Below are 22,988 nucleotides of genomic sequence, written 5' to 3' on the forward strand. Positions count from 1 at the left end.
AGCTATCCTCAAGAGCTGCCGCACCTAACCAAAACCCGCGACAACGGTTTCGATGGGCAGGAACAGCGTTCGGCTGTCCTCGGGATACTCTATGAACTCCGCACAGCGCAGATAGAAGCGTTTGGCCGCTTCATCCTTCGCTTGGACAAGCACGGCCCCTATGCCGATGCTTTGCGAGGCGACTGCAATCCGCCGCAGCGCGTCCGACAAAAGGTCCATACCGAGGCCCTTGCCCGCATGGTCGAGGCTAACGGCGAGCCGCCCGATAATCGAAACCGGAATCAGGTCGGGCGCGTTACGCCGCATCTTGCCGGGAGCCGCGCTGCGTTCAACCGATCCGGCCGAGATACAGAAGTAGCCGACGACCCGATTGCCTGCGCACACGACATAGGTGCGCGAGAACCGGCTTTCGTTCTTCAAGGCGCGATGGCGCAGCCAGTCGTTCAGGACAGGCTCGCCGCAGTCGAACGCCGAAAGATCATGCTCTGTCGTCAGAGGTATGGGGGCAGACAGTCGCAATTCAGGATGGTCCGGCGTGTCGTCTATTTCTGCCATGCCGGGGTCCGACGCAGCAACGCCTTGAGCTTCGGTCCCGGCGCAGGCGGGTTGTCGAGCGCCTGCATGAAGGCGTCGTAGCGTTCGGAGTCTAGCGTGAACAAACGCTGGTCGAGCAGCACATCCACCGCTTGCCGCCGTGCGCTTTCCACCATGAACTCGGTGCGCGTCTTGCCGAGGACTGCCGCAGCATCGTCAATGAGCTGGCGCGTGCCGGTTTCGATACGCAGATTGATGCTACCCTTGGTGTCGGTCGCAGAGGCGCGCACGGCGACGGCAGCGGTCGCAGAGCGGGAAGATTCGGAAGGGGCGAGACGTGTTTTTGCCATGATCGGAATATGGGAGGTTGTATCCACACTGTCAATACGAACGATTGTAAGAAAGGTGGGTTTTGTCCTTCGAGCGGGGCGCTCGGCTTCGCCCAGAACCACGCCTTTGGCGCGTTTCGCAGTTCGGCTTCAAACCCTAACGCATGGCTGTGGCTCTTTACAAAAGCTGTCCCGGCGCCAGAGCGCCGGGGCTTTGTCACTGGCGGCCCTGCGGCTCTCTACAGCGCAATGTGGTAGCGCGTTCGCCTCCGGCCGGCGCACCGGGCGAAGATAACAACTACGTCTACGCTATAGCCCTATAAAATCGAGCGGAAGTTCGATTGTGACTGGCTTAGTAATATCCATATAGAACATACTGAGAACATATGCTAGCTTAAATGAGAGCGGTCGAGTTTTCCATCCGATTAACGCTCACAAAACTGGCTGTAGGTCGGCGCGTTGGGGGGATGCCGTGACGGTTGAACGTTTTCAGTTGCTTCGCAATGTCGGCCAGTTTGATTCCGTCAACGCCGGCGCGCAAATTGCGCTGACGCCGTTGACACTGGTTTATGCCGAGAACGGGCGCGGCAAAACCACGCTTGCCGCCATCCTCCGGTCGCTCAGCATTGGCGACGCCGCGCTAATCGAGGACCGGCATAGGCTTGGTGCTGCCCATCCACCGCATGTCGTCCTTACCGTTGGCGGCAATCAGGTCATTTATCAGAATGGTGCATGGGTTGCGCCGTTGCCGCGTGTCGCGGTGTTCGATGACGCTTTTGTGTCCGCAAATGTCTGTTCCGGCATCGAGATCGAAAGCTCGCACCGCCAGAACCTACATGAGCTGATCCTTGGTGCGCGGGGCGTCGCACTCAACACGGAACTGCAACGTTATGTAGCCGCGATTGAGCAGCATAATCGCGATCTACGCGCACGCGAGGCGGCGATCCCCGCCGCCCAGCGCGCTGGCCTAACCGTGGACGCCTTTTGCGCCTTGCCAGCCGATGACGTCATCGACGCGCGGGTTCAGGACGCCGAGCGCAACCTTGCCGCTGCGCAGGCTGCCGACGCCATACGTCAACGTGATTCGTTCCTGCCGCTATCATTGCCGGGCTTCGATCTTACTGCCGTCGCGGAGGTGCTGGCGCACACGCTACCGGACGTGCAGGCTGAGACAGCCGCGCGGGTGCGGGTGCATTTGCAGAGGCTCGGACGCGGTGGCGAGGCATGGATCGGCGAAGGCATGTCGCGCATCTCGGGCGCAAGCGAAGGGCAGGATGGCGACGCCTGCCCATTCTGCGCACAAGACCTCGCGGGCTCGCCGCTTATTCGCCACTACGAGATATATTTCAGCGACGCCTACAACGGGCTGAAATCCGCCATTATCGACACAGGCAAGGGAATCGCCGACTCACACAGCGGCGAGATTCAGGCGGCGTTTGAGCGCGCGGTGCGCGTCGCGGTGCAGACCCGCGATTTCTGGCGCGGCTTCATGGACGTGCCTGACATCAACGTGGACACCGCCGCCATTCTGCGCAACTGGACGGCGGCGCGCGATGCAGTGTTGACGACACTGCGAGCCAAGGCGGCGGCACCCCTTGAAGCGATGACTCTGCCAGCCGAAGCTACCGCCGCAGTCGAGGCATTCGCACGCGACGCCGAGGCGATTGACGCCGTGTCCGCCACGCTGGCCGTCTGCAATGGCCAGATCGCTCTGGTCAAAGAACAGGCCGCCGTGGCCAATGCCGCCACGCTCACCGCCGACCTTGCCCGGTTGCAGGCGGTCAAGGCTCGCCATATGCCGCCGCTCAATGCCGCCTGCGATGCCTATGCTGCGGAGAAGGAGGCTAAGGCCGAATCCGAGCGTTTGCGTACTGCGGCAAGAGCTGCACTCGACCAGTATCGCACCACCATTTTCCCAGCTTACGAGCGGTCGATCAACGACTACCTTGGCCGCTTCAATGCCGGTTTCCGGCTGGGCGCGGTTGGCTCGATCAATACGCGAGCAGGATCATCTGCCAGCTATAGCGTCGTCATCAATAACGTCGCGGTCGGGCTGACCGCCAATGGCGGGCCATCCTTCCGCACAACCCTTAGCGCGGGCGACCGCAACACGCTGGCGCTGGCGTTCTTTTTTGCCTCGCTGGAGCAAGACTCCAATCTTGCCGACAAGATCGTGGTCATAGACGACCCGATGACCAGCCTTGATGAGCATCGCTCGCTTGCGACGATCCTCGAACTGCGTGCTCTGGTAGGCCGCGTGCGTCAGGTTATTGTCCTGTCGCACTCCAAACCGTTCCTGTGCCAAATGTGGGAAGGAGCGGACAGGCAAACGCGCTCTGCGTTGCGGATCAGTCGCGACGGCAACGGTTCCACACTGGCCGTGTGGGACGTGCATCAGGATTGCATCACCGAACACGACAAGCGGCACGCTTTGGTAAGCGCTTATATTCAGTCCGCCAATGCAGCGAACGAACGCGCCGTCGCCGAGGCTCTCCGGCCGATCCTCGAAGCCTATATGCGTATTGCCTATCCGGCACTGTTCCCACCGGGGAGCCTGCTTGGATCATTCATCAACGTATGCCGTCAACGATTTGGACAGGCCACGGAGGTTCTGAACGCGGCTGACATTGCTGAACTGGAGCGGCTTTTGAACTATGCCAACCGTTTCCACCACGACAGCAACCGGGCATGGCAAACGGCGGCGATCAACGATCAGGAGCTGCTCGACTATGCGCAGCGCACGCTCCGGTTCACGGCACGGCACTGAGCGACTAAGAACCTTGGTCGCAGGCGCTTTCCGTATTACAAAAAAGATCTCTTTGTTCTTGTGATACAAAAACCTCCGAGCTATCCTGTTCTCGTATCTGAGTCGAGAAGGGACAAGCATGGGGCGGCCAAAAGCAAATAATCCACGATCAGCCATTACGCCGGTCCGTCTTACCGAGGAGGAACGTGCCTCGTTCGAGGACATGGCCGAAGGCATGGGCTTCTCCAATGTCAGCGAATATGTTCGCTTCCTTCACAATCAGGTCCTTGCCGGCCAGCAGGCCGCTGGCCCCGATGCAGTAGAGAACTTCGGCACCCGCTTTCCCAAACGGCTGATCCGCTCGTTCCACAAGACCGTCTTCGGCGAAATGATATGGGGCGATTCGCGCGCCTATTTGTTCAATGGCACGAAGCCGGCAAGCGTGGACCTTATAATGACTAGCCCGCCCTTTGGGTTGGTTCGGAAAAAGAGCTATGGCAACGAGGACGCCGACGAGTATTGCAACTGGTTTCGTCCTTTTGCGGAAGGCTTCAAGCGTGTTCTGAAGGACGACGGCAGTCTTGTCATCGATATTGGTGGCGCATGGGTACCGGGCCAGCCCACACGTAGCCTCTACCACTTCAAGCTGCTGGTCATGTTGGTGGAAGAATACGGCTTCCACCTATGCCAAGAGCATTATTGGTGGAATCCGGCCAAGCTGCCCACTCCCGCTGAATGGGTGAACGTGCGGCGTGTTCGCGTGAAGGACGCGGTGAACACGGTGTGGTGGCTATCTAAGACGCCATTCCCAAAGGCCAACAACCGCCGCATCCTTGCGCCCTACAGCAAGTCAATGCAGGACCTGTTGCGCAACGGCTACGTTGCCAAGCTGCGCCCGTCAGGGCACGACATTTCCAGCAAGTTTCAGAAGGATAACGGCGGCTCCGTGCCGCCCAACCTGCTCGCAATTGCCAATACCGAATCGACCAGCCGGTATCAGGAACATTGCCGCGACAACAATATCCCGATCCATCCGGCCCGTTTCCCGCCGCAGTTACCTGAGTATTTCATCCGCTTTCTCACCAACAAGGGTGACACCGTGCTTGATCCCTTCGGAGGTTCCTGCGTCACCGGCGCGGTTGCTGAGGCGTTAGAGCGGAAATGGGTCTGTTGCGAAATGTCGGAGGAATACCTGAACGGCGCGCTAGCACGCTTCACGCCACGGCCTGCGCTGTTGCTGAAAGATCGCCCCGTCACCTATGAGATCGCGCCGCCATGCGCCGTACCAGTTGACGAGGACGAAGTGCCGCTGTTCGCCGATGGCGGAGCCAAGCGTCCTCCATCGGCTAAAGATGCAGCGTCACAGCCTCAGCCCAAGCGTCGAGCCCGTGCGGCTGCGTAATGGCCGCAAAATCCACGCAGAACGGTGCCGGTGCCGCGTGCCCCACGCGCACCGGTGCATTGCGTGATAGCGCCACCAGTGATCGTTCTAAGAGGGGGCCGGTAGCATCCGCTGACGCATAGCTCCGGCCATATCGAACAACTTGGTCAACGGCCTCGCGAAAGCGCACGGCTGCCGTATCCCCCGCGATGTATTTGACTTCGACCACCGCTGCAGCGGCACCCGCTTCGCGGTCCACCACGACCAAATCGGGGCGCTCCGTTCCGGTGGCAATCCCGTAATCTCGCAGCGCATCGCGCACCGCCGCTTCCGAAGACTCCAGCGGAGCGGGTACGTGGTACTTGGTGATTTGCTGCCAATAGACTGCAAAGCGCCCCGCCGTCACGATAGGGCCCGACGAGTCGGAACCGAGAAGGTGTAGGTGCAGCGTCCCGCCGCTGGCGCGCGCCAGCGCCTCGCCAATAGCCAGCCCAACCGCCAGCTCGAACCGACGCCAATCCTCCAGCGGCGCGATCAGCGCAGATCGCGCTACGCGATCCATTGCCTCTACGTCGCCGCGTTCCAACCCTTGCAGAAGACGGTAGGCTTCAACAGCCTTGCGGTAGAGCGGGCGGCGCGACCGCGCTGAATCCCGCACTGCGCCGGCGTTCGGACGCCGGCCGAGCGATACGGCCTTGAGCGGCTCGCGCAGCGCCTCGATCCTCTGGACGCGACGCATTTGCGTCTGCGCCGCCTCGATCATCGGCAGATACGGAGAATTGTCACCCTGCCACGATAGCAGCCGCGCCGTATAGGCCGCAGCTTCGCGCAATACCCACGCTAGCAGCATGTTCGGCCCTGTATTGAAGCTCCGCACCGGCTCATGTGTGACAAGAGCGGAGGGCAGGCCTGTCTGCTGGCGATAGAGCCACGTCTTACGCGCATCGATCCGTCCGCGCGCCACAGCATCATCCACCCGTTCCCGATAGGTCAGCAGCGCCTGCGCCTCGTGCGGGCGCGCGGCAAGATACCCCACCAACGCCCGGACCGGCGCGGACATCGCCCAATGGCCTTTGAGAATATCAACGTCGCGGCGCTGATCGAGGCGCGGAACCTCGCCATCAATCTGCGCGCCGCCCCTGAAATACCGCAGCAGCAGCCCCGCCGAATAATCGACTATGGCCGCATCTATGGTCATTAGATCGCCACCGCTTCTAGCCTGCTTTTGACCCGCGCCGCCTGATCGGCTGAAAGCGCGAACGCTGTAGCGGTCGCATCGGCGATATTGTGCGCGTCCTGAAGCACGATGCCATCCAGCATCGGCAGCAGTACCATATCAAGCGCGTCGAGCGCGGCGCTGCGCATCGCGTCACTGGCCGGGCCGAAAAAGGCTTCGTCCGGCACAAGCTGACGGATCGCGGCTATCGCGTCGATGATCGGAGCAGAACCAATCACGCGCGCCGAGTTGATCGCGGTCCAGACATCGGCAAGCGGGCAGGAGTCGCCCGCCGCCGGAACGGGCGCAGCAGGGTCTGTCTTCGCGATGAACGCGGCGATGAATCCCCGCAGATCGCCGGGCGCATCGACGTAGACCCAGCCGAAGCGGCGGCTGAGGGCATAGGACATCTGATAGAGCGATGCCTTGTCGATGGAATTGATCGTGGCAATCAATCGCCACGCCGCACCCGGCGAGAATTCATGATCTCCCGCCCCTCCAGGCTTCGCCTTCGGCAGGATCACATAGGGCTGGCTGTTCTTATCGGTAATGTCGGTTCGGTAGGGCAGCGTTGTCTGCTGGCCCGACAACACCGTGAACAGTGGCCCGATCACTTTGTCGATATCACAGCGGTTCAGTTCGTCGATAATGAACGGCCGGTCGAAATCCCGTAGCAATATACCCGGCACAAAATCCACATCACCATCGCCGACCGGCTGATAGCCGCCGATAATGTCCTGCGAACTCCAATCCGAAGAACCCGTCACCAGAGTCCATTCGCCGCCCGGCAGATTGTCGGCGATCCACCGCGCCAGTGTCGTCTTGCCAGTGCCGGGCGGACCATAGAGCATAATGTGCTGTTTGCCCGACCGCAGCAGAGCGTTGATTTGGCGGTACACGGACGGATCAACGCCAAGAAGGTCTGTGTTCTCCGGGATGTTCAATGTCGCGGGGTCGATCTCAAGGATTCCCTCATCCTCTTCTTCCGCCGAGTCCTGCTGGGCTACGCGCGCTACTTGAGGCGGCGGACCGGCGCCATCCCATGCAGCCGTCAATTCAGCCCTAAGCCTCGCCGCTTCATTATCATCGCTAAGATCGTAGACGGCGATTGGCCCTGCTGCCCCGCCCTGTGGATGGGCCGTAATCGCGGCTTGGAGCGCGTCCACCACTTCCCCATAGGTGATCGCCACCGGAGCGCCGCCGATCTCGACTTGCTTGGCCTCGTTCCTTGGAAGTAGTCCGATAAGCGCGGCGAAAATGTATGGAGAATCCACCCGGACGCGCTTGGTTTCGCCCGTCTCGGGGTCTTCTTCTTTGAAGACACGGAATAGCGATCCATTGGCGACGTTGAAATTGACTGGATCGGAGGACGATCCCGCCGGCTGCAACGGGCCGTGAAACACGAACAACCCCGCCACCTCAAACTCATCGGCGCGCTCAAATGCATCAGGACCGGTTTGGAGCAGCGGTAGGATTCGTACCGTCACAGCGGCAGACTGGCCCTGCGCCGTATTGACGCCGCCAATGCTGGCCTCTTCCGCCCCTTCGGGCAGCCGAGCCACAACCGGAACGGAGTTCAGATCAACTTGAAACAACCAGCGCGGCGGTTTGCCTTTGGAATAGCCGAGGTTGCCCCAATTGCCCGTCTGCGCGTCGATAGTGTGATTCCCAAGATTGCTTCCGCCCTTTGAGCCGGGTCTTTGGAATAGAAGATTCTGATCGCGTAGAAACGTGCTGAACCAACTGAAGACTTTCTGCCGGTTCTCTTGCCCCTTAGCCATTGTCACTCCGCGTCCTGTGGTTGCTGCCCAAATACGAGGCAGCAGCAAATGATCTCTTCCTGATTCCCCGCACTTTCTCCGACTCCTACCAAAAAGATTAGGTTTTGGGATTCTTAATCAACCGATGACCGAAGTTCTAACACAGCCTTGCCCGCCCGGACCCCGTCAACGCGGCTAGTGCTGTGTCTTTGCTGAACACGACGGAAGAGTCGCTAAGGGCGTTGCCCTCGCGCGGCGCAAGAAAACTCTCCGGCCTTTCGCGGCATAAACGGCCCGCTCCCCGTAAGCGGGTCCCCTCCATTTATTCCACGGTGCCAAAGACTTTTCCTGCGCCTTGCTACCCGTGGCTCGCCGCCGGGCAAGGGTTCAGGAGCGGCGCTTCGCTGCTCTGAACCCCAAACCCGAGGATCAGAGACATGACCAACCTTTCCGACAGCAATCCCCGCATCTATGTCGCCTGCCTTGCTGCCTACAATAACGGCTATCTGCATGGGGCTTGGATCGACGCGGATCAGGACGCGGACGAAATCAAGGACGAGATTGCCGCGATGCTTGCGCGCTCACCGATCAAGGGCGCGGAGGAATACGCCATTCGTGACTATGAGGGTTTCGAGGGCGTCAGCATCAAGGAATATGCCGGCATCGACACCGTGGCACGCATGGGCGCTTTCATCGCCGAGCATGGCGCGCTAGGCGCGGGCTTGCTGGAGCAGTTCGTCGGTGACATGGACGAAGCCGAAACCGCTTTGCGGGACTGCTATCATGGCAAGTTCGCCAGCCTTGCCGACTTCATGGAGGACTTGACCGCTGAAAGCGGCATCACGATCCCCGAGGCGCTGCGCTACTACATTGATTGGAAAGCAATGGCCCGTGACGCTGAAATGAACGGTGAGTTTTTCACAGTCGAAACCGCACATGACGAGGTGCATGTGTTTTCCAGCCAATAACCGCCGAAGCGCCTTGCCCGCACTTTTGCGGGCGGGCGTCTCGCGGAATCATCGAAATAGTGTTAAGCAGAAAACAACCAAGAATGATCGAGTTAGCCGCTCAACGTATCTGCTTTGAGCAGCTTCTATATTTCTAGCGATCTTTGAACCTCTAGGGGCTGGGCGCTGCCTTGCGCGCCCCGGCTTTGGGAGGTGACGCCATGCTACGCATCGACTGGCGTTCGCCGGTGGCATACAGGCACGCGAAGCACATTTCGGCCGCCGGTTTCGCTTGGGAATATCTGCGCCGGAATGACGATTATCGTCAGGAGTTCCAGACCATCGCACTAACCGGAGGACCGTCCGGCCGTGACCTTGAAGCGTTCGCGGATCGCTGGGGGTTGCGATTTCCCGTGCGATCCCGACGCGCCGCATGACTGGCCGACGCCAATCTGGAGTCCGAACCTTCAACCGCAAGCGGTGATGCTGTCGCCGGTCGAGCATAAGGACGGCGACACCGAACCGATATTGACGCTGGCTCATCTCGCCGGCCTTGATCTGCGCCGCGCTGCCGATGGCTGGCATGGTATCTGGCAGGTTGATGGCGTCACACATCAATTCTGGCTTCCCGAGGCGACTCCCGACGCCGCCGCCTTCTATGCCGTCACCCTGCCGATGGATTCCTTTCTGGAGCTTCGCGCTCACGCTGCCCGCCGTTTCTGGCGGTCCCTCAACGGCCGGGCACCCGGTCCCGATTTCCGCGCGGTCCCTGCCCAGCTCCGGCAATGGCATATCCTGTCGCTGCGCGCGCTCGACGCTCGGCTGCATGGCGAGAGCTATCGCACCATCGCCGAAGTCCTGCTCGGCTTTCGAGGCACTAAGGAGGATTTCGAGAACGATCCGCGCAAGAACAAAGCTCGCCGCTTGGTCGCGCACGGTATCAAGATGATGCGGGGCGGCTATCGCCTGCTGCTCCACTACCCTATCAAGCCCGGCAAGCGTTGATCGTTAGCGAGCACCGTCTTGTTGCAAGTCGCAAGCTTACTGCCCGTTGCAACAAAGAGGTGCGATACGAAAAGAACCGGAAAGCCAGCCCTCGGGGAAATGTTGCGGACTTTAGAATTCCTACGAGAACTTCAGCAGGAATGGAGTGGATCTAACAAACTGCTTCATGTGTCAAGAACGGCAAGGCGGCTTCTCAACTGAATAACTCGTTGCTTAATCCATGTTTTCTCACGACCATGCCTGAAATTTATTTTGAGGAAATTTTCCATGACCTTACTAAAGACGCTGCGTTTGATTCTCAGTCCTTGCACTCCGGTGGATCGTGTTAACTTCATCCAGCTAGAGCTTGACCCAGAAGTGATGCGGTTTCTTAACAATGGTGCGGTTGATCATGACAGGATCGATTCGACGACCGCGCCGTTTCTCATGCCACGAGGAACCGAGCCGAACGTCTGGACAGCGCGACGCAATGCGGATGACGAGTTTGTCGGCTGGTTCTGCTTGTTGCCGAAAGGGAGGGCGTTAGCTCAGATCGGATATCGACTGCGCCGGGAGGCTTGGGGTCAGGGGCTGGCAACTGAAGGAGCTTTGGCTCTTATCGGTTGGGGCTTCGAGGTCGCGGGATATGACAAGATTGTGGCCAATACAATGGCGGTCAACCAAGGGTCGCGCCGTGTAATGGAGAAGGTTGGTATGAAACACACGCGGACGGATTTCTTGGATTTTCCCGACCCCATACCCGGCACGGAGCACGGCGAGGTAACGTATGAGTTGACCTGTTCAGAATGGGCCAACAATTGAGAGGCATATCAACTTTTAGGACGTGACAAAGCCACTCGAAACGTCAGCGATGAGGTCGATTCCTGCCGGCCGGATATCGTGAAATTCCAAAGCTTCCGAGGTGAAGTAAACTGAAAACCGCCGATGCTCACGCCTTGTTAGCTGCCGCCTGTTCCAGAATCTTACGATAGCCCTCACGCGATAGCCATTGCGCGCGTTCGAGGTGGCTTTGCCAGCAACGATAGGTCCGAAGTTCCTCGGCTGCCGGATCGCGGTGCAGCACGATCCGCGCGACTTCCTTCCAGTCCGCGCCCTCGGCCTTCGCATCGAGAAGGCGCAGATAGGTAACGTAGTGGCGTTCGTCATAGGCGGTTATAGCGTCGCCGGCTGGCGCTTCGTCGTCCACATCGGGATCGAGTTCGACAGGCACTCGCATGTCCACTCCCCTTATCCGAGAGGGTTTGTCTGCGGTGCGCCTCCGCAAACGATGCTCTCTGACTCTTGGTGATCGGGGAGTTAGTAACCGTGTTGGACGGCCCCATGGCCTTTAGGCGAGAAGCCCTGAACATGCGCCAAGGGCTCCCCGACCATAGGGTCAAGGAGTGTGGTGCCGTCACGGCCGACACCAACCGCCAACAGGGGTTACTAAGCCCCAGAGCAGCGCGTCTGCTCCGCCTACATTCCTAACCGAGCCGCGCGCGAATGTCTTTGTCTTTTCGGCGCGACACGGCGACGGGCGACTGAAATTCCTCACCTATCGGCCGCGCAGCCCCGAAGGGGGGTGCCGCCAACGCATAGGCGCAAATGCGGCACGCTACGCGCCGCCGATCCCTCGCCATGGTTCGCCACAGTCCGCTGCCGCCCCCGGCAGCCGAATCCCGACTGGAGGTGATCCATGCCCAACCCGCTTGCGGGCCTGCCGCCGCGCCTGTTGCGCACCAAGGAAGCCGCGCGCTTCCTCGGCATATCCATCCGCACCCTTGAGAAACATCGCACCTACGGCACCGGCCCGACCTATCGCAAAGTCGGCGGTCGTGTCCTCTACACCGTCCGCGATCTGGAAGACTGGAGCGCGGTCGGCGAACGCAAATCCACCCGCGACAAGACTGCCGGCACGGTCTTTCCCGCGCGTCCGCTCACACCCGAAGAACGGGACGAGTGCTAAATGCTGCGCGAGGACGATCACGCCCCCGCGCAGTCGACCGAGGACAGCGAGCGCAGTCGCCTTGACCCCTTCGTGGTCGCAACGGGCGATGCGCCGCCGCGCGACCAGCGCGACTTGATGGAACGGCCGTTTTTCTCGCTGGCGAAGACCCCGCGCACCAAGCCGATTCTCTACAAGGCCGCCGACATAGAGGTGCAGGTGTTCGGGATGCCCGAACACGGCATGGCGACGATATGGGACGCCGATGTGCTGATATGGGCGGCGTCGCAGATCGTCGCGGCCGAGAATGACGGCCTCACGACTTCGCGCTTCTTCCGGTTCACGCCCTACCATCTCTTGCGGGCCATCGGACGCCCGACCGGCAATCACCAATACCGGCTTTTGAAAGCCGCGCTGGCGCGGCTGCAATCCACCGTCATCGCCACCACCATTCGCAACGGCCCGCATTGGCGTCGCCGGCAATTCTCTTGGATCAACGAATGGGAGGAAATGACGACGCGCGCCGGCCGCGTCGAGGGCATGGAGTTCGTCCTGCCCGAATGGTTCTACAACAGCGTCATCGACCGCTCGCTGGTCCTGACCATCGACCCGGCCTATTTCGGCCTGACTGGCGGCATCGAGCGATGGCTTTACCGCGTCGCCAGAAAGCACGCCGGGCACCAGCGCCATGGCTGGATTTTCGAGGTCGCGCACCTTCATCAGAAATCCGGCAGCCTCGCGCGGCCGTCCGACTTCGCGCTTGATCTGCGCCGGATCGCGGCCCGTCAGCAACTCCCCGGCTACCGCCTCCAGATCGAGCGGGAAGACGGCCGCGAGCTGCTGCGCATCCGCCCCGAAAACTTATCAACAGGCACTGTTGATAACCCTGTTAATGCCATCGGCACATCAGGCGCACGGGGTATCGGCACATCAGGCGCACGACTATCGGCACATCAGGCGCACGAACCGCAGCTAACGCTCTGGCCTGAAACGCGGAATCCGACCGCTAACTTATCTAACAGAGAATCTAACTCTTTTTCTTTGACGCGCGCGCAGGCGAAGCGTGGTGCCGGTTCTGCCGGGAACGGTGAGCCATGACGCCCGCCGTTGATGCCGCGCACGCGCGCAACCCCCACCAGCACATCGCCGGAGACACCCAATGACCCATCGCGCCCGCCACGGCGCGCATGGCCGTCCTTTGCCGGACGGACCAGCGCCATTCACTACTCTGGTAGAACTCACCTTCGAGAAGCGCCGCGTCGAGCACTGGATACGGTTCGGCCGCAAGAGCTACGAACAGATCATCGACCGCCGCCGCAGCGTCGTCGGCTTCGCGCCGGGCAGCGTCTTCGCCTTCGTGCGATGGGCGAGCGGCGAGCATGGCACCGTCGTTTCCCGCATGGACATTGTGCGCGCCATCGGCCGGGGCGAGCCGTTCCAGACATTGCCGTTCGTGCGCCCCGGTGGCGAAATCCTGTTGCGCCTCGATAGCTGGCCCAAGGTGCAGCGTGCGCTTGCAGCCATCGACGCCGTGGATGCGCTCGGCCTCCATCCGGCCGACGCCTCGCCGGAGCACTGGCGGCACGTCCACAACCGTTTGACCGCCAATCTGGAACCGCACGCCTACACGCCCGAGCGGCATGCCGCTTGGCTTCTCCGCCGAAGGATCGACCCATGACGCGCCGCCGCACCCTCACGGTGACGGCGCTCGCCGTCATCGGCATCGCCGCCGCAAGCGCGGTCGAGACGTCGACGAAACTCATATGGAACGCCACCGCAAGCGCGCCGGTCGGGTTCTACACCGTCGAGCCGGCCGACCGGATCGACGTGCCCGAGCTGGTCGCCATCATGCCGCCCGAACCGCTCGCCGGCTTCATGGTCGGACGCGGCTATGTCGGACGCGGCGTGCCGCTCTTGAAGCGCGTGCTCGGCCTGCCGGGGCAGCGGGTTTGCCGCGCCGGCCGCACGATCACGGTGAACGGGATCGAGATGGGCGAGGCGCTGGAGCGCGACAGCCTCGGCCGCGATCTGCCCGTCTGGCAGGGCTGCCGAGTGATCGGCCACGGCCAGCTTTTTCTCATGAATTGGGAAGTCCGGGACAGCCTCGACGGTCGCTATTTCGGACCCATCCCCGCAGCTTCCGTCATCGGTCGAGCGGTCCCGCTCTGGACCGATGAGGAAGGTGTTGGCCGCTACGAGTGGCGCGCACCGACGCACTGAAACCATCCCCGAAAGCCAATCACAGGAGATTTCCCATGGCAGAAATAGGCACCTTCACCCGCACCGAAACCGGCTATGCCGGGAAGCTACATTCGTTCGGCCTCCGCGATAAGCTGTTCATCGTTCCGGCCAAGCCGAGCGACGTGAAGAACGCGCCCGACTATCGCGTGCGCCTCGATAGCGAGGACGGCCCGGACACCGGCCCCGCATGGAAAGACTCCAGCGAAAACGCTGGCGAGTTTGTGTCGTTGCGGCTGGAGGGACCGATCTTCCCGTTCCCGATCCGCGCCAAGCTGTTCCAGTCCAACGACGATCCATCGGTCTGGACGCTGCGTTGGAAGCACCCCCGGAAAGTCGAGGACGAGGAATGACGGCCGCGCGCGTCCGGCCCGCCATCCGGTCCAAGATCGTCATCCCTTTGTTCGCGGAAAAGCCGTCTCATCCCTTCGTCCCGCTCGGCCACCGGACGGGCGCGCGCAGCGAAGGTCAGGGGCGGCCATCGGCCGGCGCTTGCGCCTTGCCCTTGACCGCAGCGAGCACGCTGGCAGGCTGGTGTCGAAGCGGAGACAGGACTGCATGGCATTATGCCGTCCTGATACTGGCCGGCGCGCTTTCCGTCTGCGCCGGATCGGGCGTCGCGGTCGCGCAATCCGCGCCCGTCGAGCGCCCGGCTGCCGCCCATCCCTGTGCAGCCCATATCGCCGAGGCGTCGCAGCGTTTCGGCATAGCAGAGCATTGGATCGTCGCGGTGCTACGCGCCGAGAGCGCGGGCGATGTGCGCGCGGTTTCGTCGGCCGGCGCGATGGGATTGATGCAGGTGATGCCCGACACATGGGCGGGCCTGCGCGTCCGCTACGGCCTCGGCCGCGATCCCTACGACCCGCGCGACAACATACTCGCAGGCACCGCCTACCTGCGCGAAATGTGGGATCGCTATGGCAATGTCGCGGCGATGCTGGCGGCCTACAATGCCGGTCCCGGCCGCTATGACGAACACCTTGCCACCGGCCGCACCCTGCCGGCCGAAACGCGGGCCTATGTCGCCGCGCTCGCGCCGATCCTCGGCGGCGCGACTGCAACCGAAGCGCCGTCATCGGCACCGCCACCGCCGCCGGATTGGCGCGAGGCACCGCTGTTCGTCATGCGTCCGGGCGACACGCGGGCTGTCGCCGCGCCGCCGTCCGACGCACGATCCGGCGACGGCCGCGCGACCGTTCCGGCGCGCGATCCCGTTGATGCGGAGTCACGGGGCGACAGCATTTTCGTCGCCGACGCGAGCGGTTCGGGAACGCCATGAGGGCGGCGTTCCCGCGCTCGGCGGCGCTCGTTCCGGTGTTCAGTCAGGCAGGTTTTTGCCCGGCTGAATTCCCGGCTGGAAGGGCACAGAAGGCAGAAAGGGCGGAGGGCAAGATTAAAGAAGACGGCACCATGTCGGGCCGCTTCTGGAAATTGTTGTTGTCTGCACACTGTTTAGGTGGCCGGTTCCGGCACCATGGTTTTGAGGGGCCGCGTGCCGCGATTTCGCGCAAAGCCTTGGCTTTGCAGGGTTTCGAGCGGCACCATAGGCCCATATCGGCCTGTTTTCGGCGGTTTTGGCTGGAGTCGCGCCCTTGAGCGCCGACGACGAAAACCGTTTCCGCCCGAAGCCCGGCCGCATCCGATCCGACACGCCGAAGGCCGGCAAGACCAAGAGCTTTTTCACGCAGGTCAAGAAGATCACCCGCCAACATCAGGCGGCAGCCTCCCGCGATCCTTCCATGCCGTCATCGGCCCGCCCCTCATCGACGGGGCGGTCCCGCGCCGTGGTCGCTAGTGGCAAGGGCGTGAAGCGCGGACGGGGCGCGAGCTTCGTGCGCGCCCGGAACATCTCCGGCCACTGGCATCATCGCCAGCCGGGCAGCCGCCGCGTGATCGTCAAGCAGCGCAGCATCCGGGCCGCATGGAAGGGCGGCCGCGCCCGCGCACATCTGCGCTATGTCCTGCGCGACGGCACGTCACGCGATGGCGAGCGCGGCAGGCTCTATTCGGCGACCGAGGACCGCGCCGATGGCGACGCCTTCCTTGATCGCGGCAAGGACGACCGCCACCAGTTCAGATTCATCGTCTCGCCCGAGGACGGCGCGGAGTTGTCGGACCTCACGGCCTACACCCGCGATTTCATGAAACAGGTGGAAGCCGACCTCGGCACGAAACTCGATTGGGTCGCCGTCAATCACTACAACACCGGCCATCCCCATGTGCATGTCATTGTCAACGGCCGCGACGATACGGGCGGGGATCTAGTCATCAATGGCGACTATCTGTCCGCTGGCCTGCGCGAACGCGCCAGCGAGCTTGCCAGTCTGGAACTCGGCCCCGTCACCGAGATCGAGCAGACCCGCAAGCTGTCCGCCGAAATCGACCAAGACCGTTTCACCCGCATCGACCGCGCCATGGTCGAGGAAGCCGATGCCCGTTTCCTCGACCTGCGCCATGAACCGGCGGAGCCGAAGCGGCAGTTCGAGCGGACGCTGCGTTTGCGCAGGCTCGGCAAGCTGGAGAAGATGGGGCTGGCGACCGAGCACGCGCCCGCCGTTTGGGAATTGAGCAAGGACATGGAGCCTGCCCTGCGCGAGCTAGGCGAGCGTGGCGACATTATCCGCACCATGCAAAAGGCGCTCGGCCCGCAGGGAGGCGAACGCGATCCCATGAGCTTCCAAATCCATGACGGAGCGCCCGAGACGCCTATCGTCGGTCGCGTCGTGGACAAGCACCTGTCCGACGAGCTGGGGGAGAACCTGACCGTTGTGGTGGACGGGATCGACGGCCGCACGCACCACATCGCCGGCATCGCGCCCGAGCGGCTGGAGGATGTCCGCATCGGCAGCGTCATTGAGGTCGGCCCGGCCGAGGCCACGGCCCGACCGTCCGACCGCTCCATCACGGCTATCGCCGAGGACGGCATCTATCGGCCGAGCCGCCATCTGGAGCAGGCGAAGTTTGAGGGCCGCGTTCCGAGCGGCGACTATGAGGGCTATGTCGATGCCCATGTCCGCCGACTGGAGGCGCTACGCCGGGCCGGGATCGTCGAACGCATCGACGCAGATCAATGGCGCATTCCCGATGATCTGGTCAGCCGCGCCGCCGTCCATGACGCCGGCCGCGACCGGCAGGCCAGCGTTCGCGTCCTGTCCCCGTTCGATCTAGGCAAGCAGGTCGGATCGGATGGCGCGACCTGGCTGGACCGGCGATTGGTCCATAGCGAAACGGACGATCTTGCGCCGGCCGGCTTCGGACAGCAAGTGCGTGAGGCGATGGACCAGCGCCGCGAGCATCACATCGAAGAGGGCGACGCTGCCCGAGCGCGGAACGGCCGCATCTTCTATCGGCGCAGCCTTCTCGCCACCTTGCGCGAGCGGGAGGTTGCTCGCGTCGGCGCGGAGATGGCCGAGAGCAAGGGGCTGTCGTTCCGCGCCGCCACGGACGGCGAAAACGTCAGCGGCAAGTTCACCGGCACCGTGCAGCTATCGAGCGGCAAGTTCGCGGTGGTCGAGCAATCCCACGAGTTTACGCTAGTCCCGTGGCGGCCGGTCATCGACCGCCAGCTCAGCCGCGAGGTCATGGGCGTCGTGCAGGGCGGATCGGTGTCGTGGCAGTTGGGGCGGCAAAGAGGGCTAAGCATTTAGGTGCCGCCCTTATGCCTCAAACCTCGACGAGATAGTTCACGCTCATTTCGGTCTTGCCGGAGGGAACAATCTCTGGCCGGGCTTCACCCACCTGTTCAAATCCCGCGTTGAGAAGAACCCGCTCCGATGCAGGGTTTTCTTGAACCGTTCGAGCGCGGAGCTTTCTCAGGCCCAACTTGCGGGCCATTTCCACGGCCAGCGCGAGCGCGCGACCCGATACCTTTCGGCCACGATGCTCCGGCGCGACCCAATAGCCAATCTCCGCGTCATCCGGTTTCACGTCAAAGATCACCAGACTTCCGAGAAACGAATCCGAGGGAGCATCCGAGATTGTCAGGACGGCCAAGGTTCCATCGCGCAATCCGTCTGCAATCGTACCCCGGATCATGTCACGAACGATCTGCGGCGTATATTCGTCCAACGGCAGGTGAGCGAAGTGCTTGACCGAAGCATCGTTCGTCCCGGCGGCATATGCTTCCGCATCTGCATCCGACATGGCTCTGATCGTTACCACGCCATCTGAGATCGGCAAGACGGCGAGGAAATTTCGATCTGCCAAGCCGCCATGGGTATCGTTTTGATTGCTCATTCTTGCTTCCGCTCTTGTCTCAATTGTTTCCATCTTCGGCGCAATGCAGCGCCCGCTATCCGTGCGCGGCGTTCCGATGGACTCGCCACACAGTGCGATAGATCGATGATCGTTGACTCGAACAATGTTCGATTGATAGAGTGATGCACTAGGACACGCTCGACTGTCAAGTTTGCGGGAGTAGGAATGACTAAGAACGGACCATCGCAGACGGAGCGCGGTTCCTCGACGATTTGGCTGAAACCAGCCAAGCGAGTGCGCGACGTTCCCGCGCTGACGCGGGACCGCATCGTCCAAGCCGCTGTCGAGATTCTAGACATGCGGGGCCAAGACGGCCTGACGATCCGCAAACTGGCGGAACATCTGAACGCCGGTGCCGCATCCCTCTACTGGCATGTCGAGACACGCGACGATGTGCTTGAACTGGCACTGGACAGCGTTCTCGGTGAAATCCCTCTGCCAACAGAACCGTTGAAATGGGACAAGGAGTTGATCCGCTTCCTAACAGAATGGCGGCAGACGCTTCTACGGCATCCTTGGTCAACCAGCCTGTTCGGCTTCCGGCCGCTGCTCGGTCCCAATGCCTTGGTCCGATCCGAACATCTTCGCGCAACCCTCGCAGGGGCGGGATTGCCGAAGGCCGACATTATCCATGCGGGATACACATTATCGAACTTCATGCTCGGATCGGTCGCGACGCAAGTAGCATGGCAAGCCGGCGACGAAGCTGCAACCCGTGCGCGCGTCGCCACTTTCCTTCGGGATCACGCGGCCGAATATCCAGCCCTTTCCTCGCAGATCGAGAGCGAACCCGATGATTGGGGCGAGAGCTTTTCGCGTGGGTTAGGCTGGATAATCCGTTCCTTCGCTACCTCATAGGGTGGCGAATATGCGACGGCGGAAACAGTCAACATCACTGACCGACCGCCAATGGGGGATGCCGACCGCGCTTGGATCGCGTATTCCCCTTGCCTCGCTCATCCAGACGATTGCCGTCGCCGAATATCTCAACTTTCGACACGCCGCCAATGCGCTCGGTGTGGCGCAATCCAGCGTCAGCGCCCGCGTGAAGGCGCTGGAGGACGATCTTGGCATCCTCGTGTTCGAGCGCCATGCGCGCGGCGTTCGCCTGCCAGAAGCCGGACGCCATTTTGTCGAGCGGATCGCGGCCGGCATCGACCAACTTGACCATGCCGTGAAGACCGCCGGCATGGCGGCAGCCGGCGAAAGCGGTCGGCTTCGCATCGGTATCCATGCCCTGATTCCACACAGCTTCCTCGCAAACTTGATCGACCAATACCGCGAAGACCACCCCGGCATCGAGGTCGAAATCGCCGAGGGCACGGCCCGCGATACCGTCATGCAGCTTCGCGCCCACATGCTCGACATAGTTTTTGTGGCCGGCACGCCCGAACTGCCCGACTGCAATTCCCGCCGCATCTGGACGGAACCGCTGGTCGCCGTTCTGTCGGAGCGGCACCGTCTCGCCGGGCAGGCAAGCGTCACATGGGCCGATCTGGTCGGCGAGACGTTCCTAGTCCGGCATGGCGGCACCGGCCCGCAAGCGCATGACCATATCGTTTTGCGCCTCGCCGGGCGCTGGCCGCGCCGTCGATTCTGCGTTTCGACGTGGGGCGCGGCACCCTGTTGTCCATGGTCGGACAGGGGTTCGGCATCACCATCGTCGGGGCAGCCACGGCGCTGCTGCCAACGTCCGGCGTCGTCTTCCTGCCGTTCGCCGACGAGCCGGAACCGATTACGTTCTCGGCCATCTGGTCGCCGTCCAACCGCAGCGCCACGCTGAAAAATCTGCTCTGCCTTGCCAGCCACATGGGGCAGATCGCCCGCACCGACTGAATCTAGCCGCTGGCGGCCGGTCATCGACCGCCAGTTCGGCCGCGAGGTCATGGGCGTCGTGCAGGGCGGATCGGTGTTGTGGCGGTTGGGGCGGCAAAGGGGGTTGGGACTTTAGAGCACCTGAAACGGCGTTGCGACACCGGCGCTATTCGGATAGGAGATAGATATTCGTATTGCCAAGTGTGGAGCTATCTGCATGGGAAACGCTAAGTCAGCAGACAAGTAAGCCGCAACAACAAGCACTGTTGTTGCGGCGTTCTGTAAGATCAATCCCAATCTGATTGTTGACGAGCAGGCGCCGCCCGGAATCCTTAATCGAGCGGTTGATTCGTCATGACTATCACACTCCCCGCGTGGGCCTATACGTTGCCGGCAGCCCTGCTGCTGATGGCTCCCTTCGACATCCTCGCGTCACTGGCGATGGATATTTATCTCCCCGTCGTCCCAGCGATGCCCGGCATCCTGAACACGACGCCATCCATGATCCAGCTCACGTTGAGCCTCTACATGGTTATGCTCGGCGTGGGGCAGGTGATCTTTGGCCCAATATCGGATCGCATCGGACGACGGCCGATCTTGCTTGCGGGCGGGGCGCTTTTCATCGTCGCTTCTCTCGGAGCGGCATGGTCGTCAACGGCTGCAGCCTTCGTCGCTTTTCGCCTGCTACAAGCGGTCGGCGCGTCGGCGGCGTTGGTGGCGACGTTCGCGACGGTTCGCGACGTTTATGCCAGCCGCCCCGAGGGTGTCGTCATCTACGGTCTTTTCAGTTCGATACTGGCCTTCGTGCCCGCCCTTGGCCCCATCGCCGGAGCACTGATCGGCGAGTTTTTCGGATGGCAGGCGATATTCGTCACGCTGGCTGCACTTGCGTTGCCTGCACTCTTGAACGCCGGTTTCAGATGGCACGAAACCCGCCTCTCGGATGAAGTAAACACACGCCGTTCTGTTTTGCCTATCTTCGTGAGTCCAACCTTTTGGGTTTACACGGTCGGCTTTAGCGCTGGCATGGGCACCTTCTTCGTCTTCTTCTCGACAGCCCCCCGAGTGCTCATAGGCCAAGCCGATTATTCCGAAATCGGGTTCAGTTTGGCTTTCGCCACTGTCGCACTGGTCATGATTGTGACAACCCGTTTCGCGAAGTCCTTTGTAGCCAGATGGGGCATTGCGGGATGCGCGGCGCGTGGGATGGCGTTGCTCGTTTGCGGGGCGATTCTGTTGGGAATCGGTGAACTTTTCGGCTCACCATCGTTCCTCAGCTTCATCCTGCCAATGTGGGTAATGGCAGTCGGTATTGTCTTCACGGTGTCCGTCACCGCCAATGGTGCTCTCGCACAGTTCGACGACATCGCAGGATCGGCAGTCGCCTTCTACTTCTGCGTCCAAAGCCTGATCGTCAGCATCGTCGGGACACTAGCGGTAACGCTGTTGAACGGAGATACGGCTTGGCCCGTGATCTGTTACGCCACGACGATGGCGATGCTAGTTTCGACGGGTCTTGCGCTACTTCGATTCCGTGAGGTTCACGCCGAGAGGTCGCCGGTCGTCTGACCGGCGACTGGCAGGACGGTCGGCACCCATGCGGCGCACCCGTCATCGCAGCTTCATGAATGGCGGTATCCTAACCGGCAGGATACCGCTCATTTCCCTTGTTCAGTTCATGGCCGTTGCCGAGCATCTGAATTTTCGGCACGCGGCCAACGCGCTCGGCGTCAGTCAGTCGAGCGTCAGCGCGCGCGTGAAGGCGCTGGAGAAAATTTTGGTGTCCTGCTGTTCGAGCGCCATGCGCGAGGCGTCCGGCTAACGGATGCAGGCAGACATTTCATGGAGCTGGTCGCGGTGGGCGTCGATCAGCTCGATCACGCCGTCAAGACCGCCGGCATGACAGCGCAAGGCGAATGCGGCCGGCTACGCATCGTTGTCTATGCCCTGATTCCGGGCAGCTTCCTTGCAGAACTGGTCGCCAGTATCGGAAGGACCATCCCAATCTCGACATCGAGATCACGGAGGGCACCGCTGGCGGCCGGTCATCGACCGCCAGCTCGGCCGCGAGGTCATGGGCGTCGTGCAGGGCGGATCGGAATCGTGGCAACTCGCGCGGCAGAGGGGGATAAGCCCCTAATCTGTTGTAGATGAACGTAGCCGCTCGAAACCGGTGATGAGGCTGTCAAGTCCGAAGTTGAACGCAGCATCTATGCCTTCTGTTTCCAACTCGTGAAACAGATCGTGCAGGAAGGACGATGCTGCCTGCCCGGACACATCTGATCTGTCCGACATTCTCTCATCGGCATCAGATGCCTGCTGTTCGAGAACGGAACCGACCACATAGTGACTGACCGCCCGGAGCGCCCAAACAGCGTGCTTCGGACCAAAGCCCGCCGCGCAGAGAAAGCGTATTTGTGTCTCGGCAGCGCCAAAATTCGGTTCTGTCGGTCGAGTGCCGGCATGGATGCGCGCCCCGTCGCGATAATAGAGCAACGCCGTTCTGAAACTCTGGGCGTTCTCTTTCAGGAATAGCCGCCAGTCTTCGTTCTCTTCGGGTAGCGAGCGGGTGTGGCGTTCCGTCAGCATTGCCTCGGCCAGTGCGTCAAGCAGCGCGCGCTTGTTCTGGAAATGCCAGTAAAGCGCAGGCTGCTGAACCTTGAGGCGTTCAGCGAGCTTTCGCGTCGTTAAGCTGTCCATGCCAACCTCGTTCAGCAGTTCCAGCGCCGCCGCGATCACGGTGCCTTTGTCCAGTTTGGTCATTCACGTTCCTCGGCCAGTGCTTGACAATTTATCACCGATAAGTTCTATGTCTATGCCCTTATCATTGATAAAG

Annotated in this window: 24 protein-coding genes and 4 pseudogenes; 21 read left to right on the forward strand and 7 right to left on the reverse strand. The window is 61.7% G+C overall.

Annotated features, from left to right (window positions below):
- Positions 1–24: 24 nt before the first annotated feature.
- Together F9288_RS02085 and F9288_RS02090 are read right to left on the reverse strand one after the other, a co-directional pair.
- Positions 25–555 carry a GNAT family N-acetyltransferase gene (locus F9288_RS02085; protein ID WP_174835044.1) on the reverse strand — a complete coding sequence of 177 codons (531 nt, stop codon included), beginning with the start codon at positions 553–555 and terminating at the stop codon, positions 25–27.
- Positions 543–986 (reverse strand): DUF1778 domain-containing protein, encoded by a 444-nt coding sequence (locus tag F9288_RS02090; protein ID WP_254621036.1) that lies wholly within the window; start codon positions 984–986, stop codon positions 543–545. Before F9288_RS02090 ends, F9288_RS02085 begins: the two co-directional genes overlap by 13 nt.
- 349 nt (positions 987–1,335) lie before the next feature.
- Between F9288_RS02090 and F9288_RS02095 the strand changes: the two genes are divergently transcribed.
- Together F9288_RS02095 and F9288_RS02100 are read left to right on the forward strand one after the other, a co-directional pair.
- A complete protein-coding gene (locus tag F9288_RS02095; protein ID WP_174835045.1) occupies positions 1,336–3,630 on the forward strand; it encodes an AAA family ATPase in 2,295 nt (764 codons plus the stop codon).
- A gap of 118 nt (positions 3,631–3,748) precedes the next feature.
- Entirely contained in the window at positions 3,749–5,011 is a 1,263-nt protein-coding gene (locus F9288_RS02100; RefSeq protein ID WP_174835046.1) for a site-specific DNA-methyltransferase, read from the forward strand.
- Here the strand turns inward: F9288_RS02100 and F9288_RS02105 are convergent.
- Together F9288_RS02105 and F9288_RS02110 are read right to left on the reverse strand one after the other, a co-directional pair.
- Positions 4,956–6,188 carry a hypothetical protein gene (locus F9288_RS02105; RefSeq protein ID WP_174835047.1) on the reverse strand — a complete coding sequence of 411 codons (1,233 nt, stop codon included), beginning with the start codon at positions 6,186–6,188 and terminating at the stop codon, positions 4,956–4,958. The genes F9288_RS02100 and F9288_RS02105 overlap by 56 nt on opposite strands.
- A complete protein-coding gene (locus F9288_RS02110; RefSeq protein ID WP_174835048.1) occupies positions 6,188–7,987 on the reverse strand; it encodes an AAA family ATPase in 1,800 nt (599 codons plus the stop codon). The genes F9288_RS02105 and F9288_RS02110 overlap by 1 nt, the downstream gene beginning before the upstream one ends.
- Positions 7,988–8,403: 416 nt before the next feature.
- Between F9288_RS02110 and F9288_RS02115 the strand changes: the two genes are divergently transcribed.
- The 4 genes from F9288_RS02115 (at position 8,404) to F9288_RS02125 (ending at position 10,719) form a co-directional block, all read left to right on the forward strand.
- Entirely contained in the window at positions 8,404–8,934 is a 531-nt protein-coding gene (locus tag F9288_RS02115; protein ID WP_174835049.1) for an antirestriction protein ArdA, read from the forward strand.
- A 200-nt stretch (positions 8,935–9,134) separates the two neighbouring features.
- The gene (locus tag F9288_RS22345; RefSeq protein ID WP_368076196.1) at positions 9,135–9,350 is read left to right on the forward strand and encodes a DUF6499 domain-containing protein; all 216 of its coding nucleotides are present in this window, start codon (positions 9,135–9,137) and stop codon (positions 9,348–9,350) included.
- Entirely contained in the window at positions 9,283–9,918 is a 636-nt protein-coding gene (locus F9288_RS02120; protein WP_254621037.1) for a DUF2285 domain-containing protein, read from the forward strand. Before F9288_RS22345 ends, F9288_RS02120 begins: the two co-directional genes overlap by 68 nt.
- Positions 9,919–10,185: 267 nt before the next feature.
- The gene (locus tag F9288_RS02125; protein ID WP_171379746.1) at positions 10,186–10,719 is read left to right on the forward strand and encodes a GNAT family N-acetyltransferase; all 534 of its coding nucleotides are present in this window, start codon (positions 10,186–10,188) and stop codon (positions 10,717–10,719) included.
- Positions 10,720–10,846: 127 nt separating this feature from the next.
- Here F9288_RS02125 and F9288_RS02130 read toward each other — a convergent pair whose 3' ends face one another.
- Positions 10,847–11,134, reverse strand: coding sequence for a DUF2285 domain-containing protein (locus F9288_RS02130; RefSeq protein ID WP_100650301.1), 288 nt, complete (start codon positions 11,132–11,134; stop codon positions 10,847–10,849).
- A gap of 459 nt (positions 11,135–11,593) precedes the next feature.
- Between F9288_RS02130 and F9288_RS02135 the strand changes: the two genes are divergently transcribed.
- The 8 genes from F9288_RS02135 to F9288_RS21895 all read left to right on the forward strand — a co-directional run bounded on the left by F9288_RS02135 (position 11,594) and on the right by F9288_RS21895 (position 17,727).
- Entirely contained in the window at positions 11,594–11,863 is a 270-nt protein-coding gene (locus tag F9288_RS02135; protein ID WP_023516906.1) for an AlpA family transcriptional regulator, read from the forward strand.
- On the forward strand, positions 11,864–12,940 hold the full coding sequence (locus tag F9288_RS02140; RefSeq protein WP_174835050.1) for a replication initiator protein A: 1,077 nt from the start codon (positions 11,864–11,866) through the stop codon (positions 12,938–12,940).
- A gap of 61 nt (positions 12,941–13,001) precedes the next feature.
- Positions 13,002–13,520, forward strand: a complete 519-nt coding sequence (locus F9288_RS02145; protein ID WP_174835051.1) for a DUF2840 domain-containing protein — start codon at positions 13,002–13,004, stop codon at positions 13,518–13,520.
- Complete coding sequence (locus F9288_RS02150; protein WP_174835052.1) at positions 13,517–14,062, forward strand: S26 family signal peptidase; 546 nt, start codon at positions 13,517–13,519, stop codon at positions 14,060–14,062. The genes F9288_RS02145 and F9288_RS02150 overlap by 4 nt, the downstream gene beginning before the upstream one ends.
- Positions 14,063–14,097: 35 nt before the next feature.
- Complete coding sequence (locus F9288_RS02155; RefSeq protein WP_174835053.1) at positions 14,098–14,433, forward strand: DUF736 domain-containing protein; 336 nt, start codon at positions 14,098–14,100, stop codon at positions 14,431–14,433.
- A complete protein-coding gene (locus F9288_RS02160; protein ID WP_174835054.1) occupies positions 14,430–15,359 on the forward strand; it encodes a lytic transglycosylase domain-containing protein in 930 nt (309 codons plus the stop codon). The genes F9288_RS02155 and F9288_RS02160 overlap by 4 nt, the downstream gene beginning before the upstream one ends.
- Positions 15,356–15,676, forward strand: a complete 321-nt coding sequence (locus F9288_RS02165; RefSeq protein WP_174835055.1) for a hypothetical protein — start codon at positions 15,356–15,358, stop codon at positions 15,674–15,676. The genes F9288_RS02160 and F9288_RS02165 overlap by 4 nt, the downstream gene beginning before the upstream one ends.
- 818 nt (positions 15,677–16,494) lie before the next feature.
- Entirely contained in the window at positions 16,495–17,727 is a 1,233-nt protein-coding gene (locus F9288_RS21895; protein ID WP_217482625.1) for a DUF3363 domain-containing protein, read from the forward strand.
- A gap of 16 nt (positions 17,728–17,743) precedes the next feature.
- Here F9288_RS21895 and F9288_RS02175 read toward each other — a convergent pair whose 3' ends face one another.
- Positions 17,744–18,316, reverse strand: a complete 573-nt coding sequence (locus F9288_RS02175) for a GNAT family N-acetyltransferase (protein WP_217482579.1) — start codon at positions 18,314–18,316, stop codon at positions 17,744–17,746.
- A gap of 186 nt (positions 18,317–18,502) precedes the next feature.
- On the opposite strand from F9288_RS02175, the gene F9288_RS02180 reads away from it, so the two are divergent.
- The 7 genes and pseudogenes from F9288_RS02180 to F9288_RS02205 all read left to right on the forward strand — a co-directional run.
- A complete protein-coding gene (locus F9288_RS02180; RefSeq protein ID WP_174835058.1) occupies positions 18,503–19,195 on the forward strand; it encodes a TetR/AcrR family transcriptional regulator in 693 nt (230 codons plus the stop codon).
- A gap of 58 nt (positions 19,196–19,253) precedes the next feature.
- Positions 19,254–19,898, forward strand: a pseudogene (locus F9288_RS02185) (LysR family transcriptional regulator); the annotation flags it as partial.
- Positions 19,899–19,945: 47 nt separating this feature from the next.
- Positions 19,946–20,173, forward strand: a complete 228-nt coding sequence (locus F9288_RS22025; RefSeq protein WP_254621231.1) for a hypothetical protein — start codon at positions 19,946–19,948, stop codon at positions 20,171–20,173.
- A gap of 10 nt (positions 20,174–20,183) precedes the next feature.
- Positions 20,184–20,288, forward strand: a pseudogene (locus F9288_RS02190) (DUF3363 domain-containing protein); the annotation flags it as partial.
- A gap of 218 nt (positions 20,289–20,506) precedes the next feature.
- Positions 20,507–21,721 carry a chloramphenicol/florfenicol efflux MFS transporter FloR gene (gene floR / locus F9288_RS02195; RefSeq protein ID WP_174835059.1) on the forward strand — a complete coding sequence of 405 codons (1,215 nt, stop codon included), beginning with the start codon at positions 20,507–20,509 and terminating at the stop codon, positions 21,719–21,721.
- 28 nt (positions 21,722–21,749) lie between these two features.
- A pseudogene (locus F9288_RS02200) lies at positions 21,750–22,048 on the forward strand (LysR family transcriptional regulator); the annotation flags it as partial.
- A gap of 139 nt (positions 22,049–22,187) precedes the next feature.
- Positions 22,188–22,292 (forward strand): annotated as a pseudogene (locus F9288_RS02205) (DUF3363 domain-containing protein); the annotation flags it as partial.
- On the opposite strand, the gene tetR reads toward F9288_RS02205, so the two are convergent.
- Positions 22,289–22,915 carry a tetracycline resistance transcriptional repressor TetR gene (gene tetR / locus F9288_RS02210; protein WP_174835060.1) on the reverse strand — a complete coding sequence of 209 codons (627 nt, stop codon included), beginning with the start codon at positions 22,913–22,915 and terminating at the stop codon, positions 22,289–22,291. The pseudogene F9288_RS02205 and the gene tetR sit on opposite strands and share 4 nt — an antisense overlap.
- Positions 22,916–22,988: the final 73 nt, after the last annotated feature.

Origin of the sequence: Sphingomonas sp. CL5.1, from assembly GCF_013344685.1 — a bacterium.
Lineage (GTDB): Bacteria > Pseudomonadota > Alphaproteobacteria > Sphingomonadales > Sphingomonadaceae > Sphingomonas.

Excerpts from the sequence above, each read along its gene's own strand:
- F9288_RS02085 (WP_174835044.1), bottom strand. The coding sequence starts at position 555 with ATGGCAGAAATAGACGACACGCCGGACCATCCTGAATTGCGACTGTCT.
- F9288_RS02100 (WP_174835046.1), top strand. The coding sequence starts at position 3,749 with ATGGGGCGGCCAAAAGCAAATAATCCACGATCAGCCATTACGCCGGTC.
- F9288_RS02105 (WP_174835047.1), bottom strand. The coding sequence starts at position 6,188 with ATGACCATAGATGCGGCCATAGTCGATTATTCGGCGGGGCTGCTGCTG.
- F9288_RS02110 (WP_174835048.1), bottom strand. The coding sequence starts at position 7,987 with ATGGCTAAGGGGCAAGAGAACCGGCAGAAAGTCTTCAGTTGGTTCAGC.
- F9288_RS02115 (WP_174835049.1), top strand. The coding sequence starts at position 8,404 with ATGACCAACCTTTCCGACAGCAATCCCCGCATCTATGTCGCCTGCCTT.
- F9288_RS22345 (WP_368076196.1), top strand. The coding sequence starts at position 9,135 with ATGCTACGCATCGACTGGCGTTCGCCGGTGGCATACAGGCACGCGAAG.
- F9288_RS02125 (WP_171379746.1), top strand. The coding sequence starts at position 10,186 with ATGACCTTACTAAAGACGCTGCGTTTGATTCTCAGTCCTTGCACTCCG.
- F9288_RS02130 (WP_100650301.1), bottom strand. The coding sequence starts at position 11,134 with ATGCGAGTGCCTGTCGAACTCGATCCCGATGTGGACGACGAAGCGCCA.
- F9288_RS02135 (WP_023516906.1), top strand. The coding sequence starts at position 11,594 with ATGCCCAACCCGCTTGCGGGCCTGCCGCCGCGCCTGTTGCGCACCAAG.
- F9288_RS02140 (WP_174835050.1), top strand. The coding sequence starts at position 11,864 with ATGCTGCGCGAGGACGATCACGCCCCCGCGCAGTCGACCGAGGACAGC.
- F9288_RS02145 (WP_174835051.1), top strand. The coding sequence starts at position 13,002 with ATGACCCATCGCGCCCGCCACGGCGCGCATGGCCGTCCTTTGCCGGAC.
- F9288_RS02150 (WP_174835052.1), top strand. The coding sequence starts at position 13,517 with ATGACGCGCCGCCGCACCCTCACGGTGACGGCGCTCGCCGTCATCGGC.
- F9288_RS02155 (WP_174835053.1), top strand. The coding sequence starts at position 14,098 with ATGGCAGAAATAGGCACCTTCACCCGCACCGAAACCGGCTATGCCGGG.
- F9288_RS02160 (WP_174835054.1), top strand. The coding sequence starts at position 14,430 with ATGACGGCCGCGCGCGTCCGGCCCGCCATCCGGTCCAAGATCGTCATC.
- F9288_RS02165 (WP_174835055.1), top strand. The coding sequence starts at position 15,356 with ATGAGGGCGGCGTTCCCGCGCTCGGCGGCGCTCGTTCCGGTGTTCAGT.
- F9288_RS21895 (WP_217482625.1), top strand. The coding sequence starts at position 16,495 with ATGGTCGAGGAAGCCGATGCCCGTTTCCTCGACCTGCGCCATGAACCG.
- F9288_RS02175 (WP_217482579.1), bottom strand. The coding sequence starts at position 18,316 with ATGAGCAATCAAAACGATACCCATGGCGGCTTGGCAGATCGAAATTTC.
- F9288_RS02180 (WP_174835058.1), top strand. The coding sequence starts at position 18,503 with ATGACTAAGAACGGACCATCGCAGACGGAGCGCGGTTCCTCGACGATT.
- floR (WP_174835059.1), top strand. The coding sequence starts at position 20,507 with ATGACTATCACACTCCCCGCGTGGGCCTATACGTTGCCGGCAGCCCTG.
- tetR (WP_174835060.1), bottom strand. The coding sequence starts at position 22,915 with ATGACCAAACTGGACAAAGGCACCGTGATCGCGGCGGCGCTGGAACTG.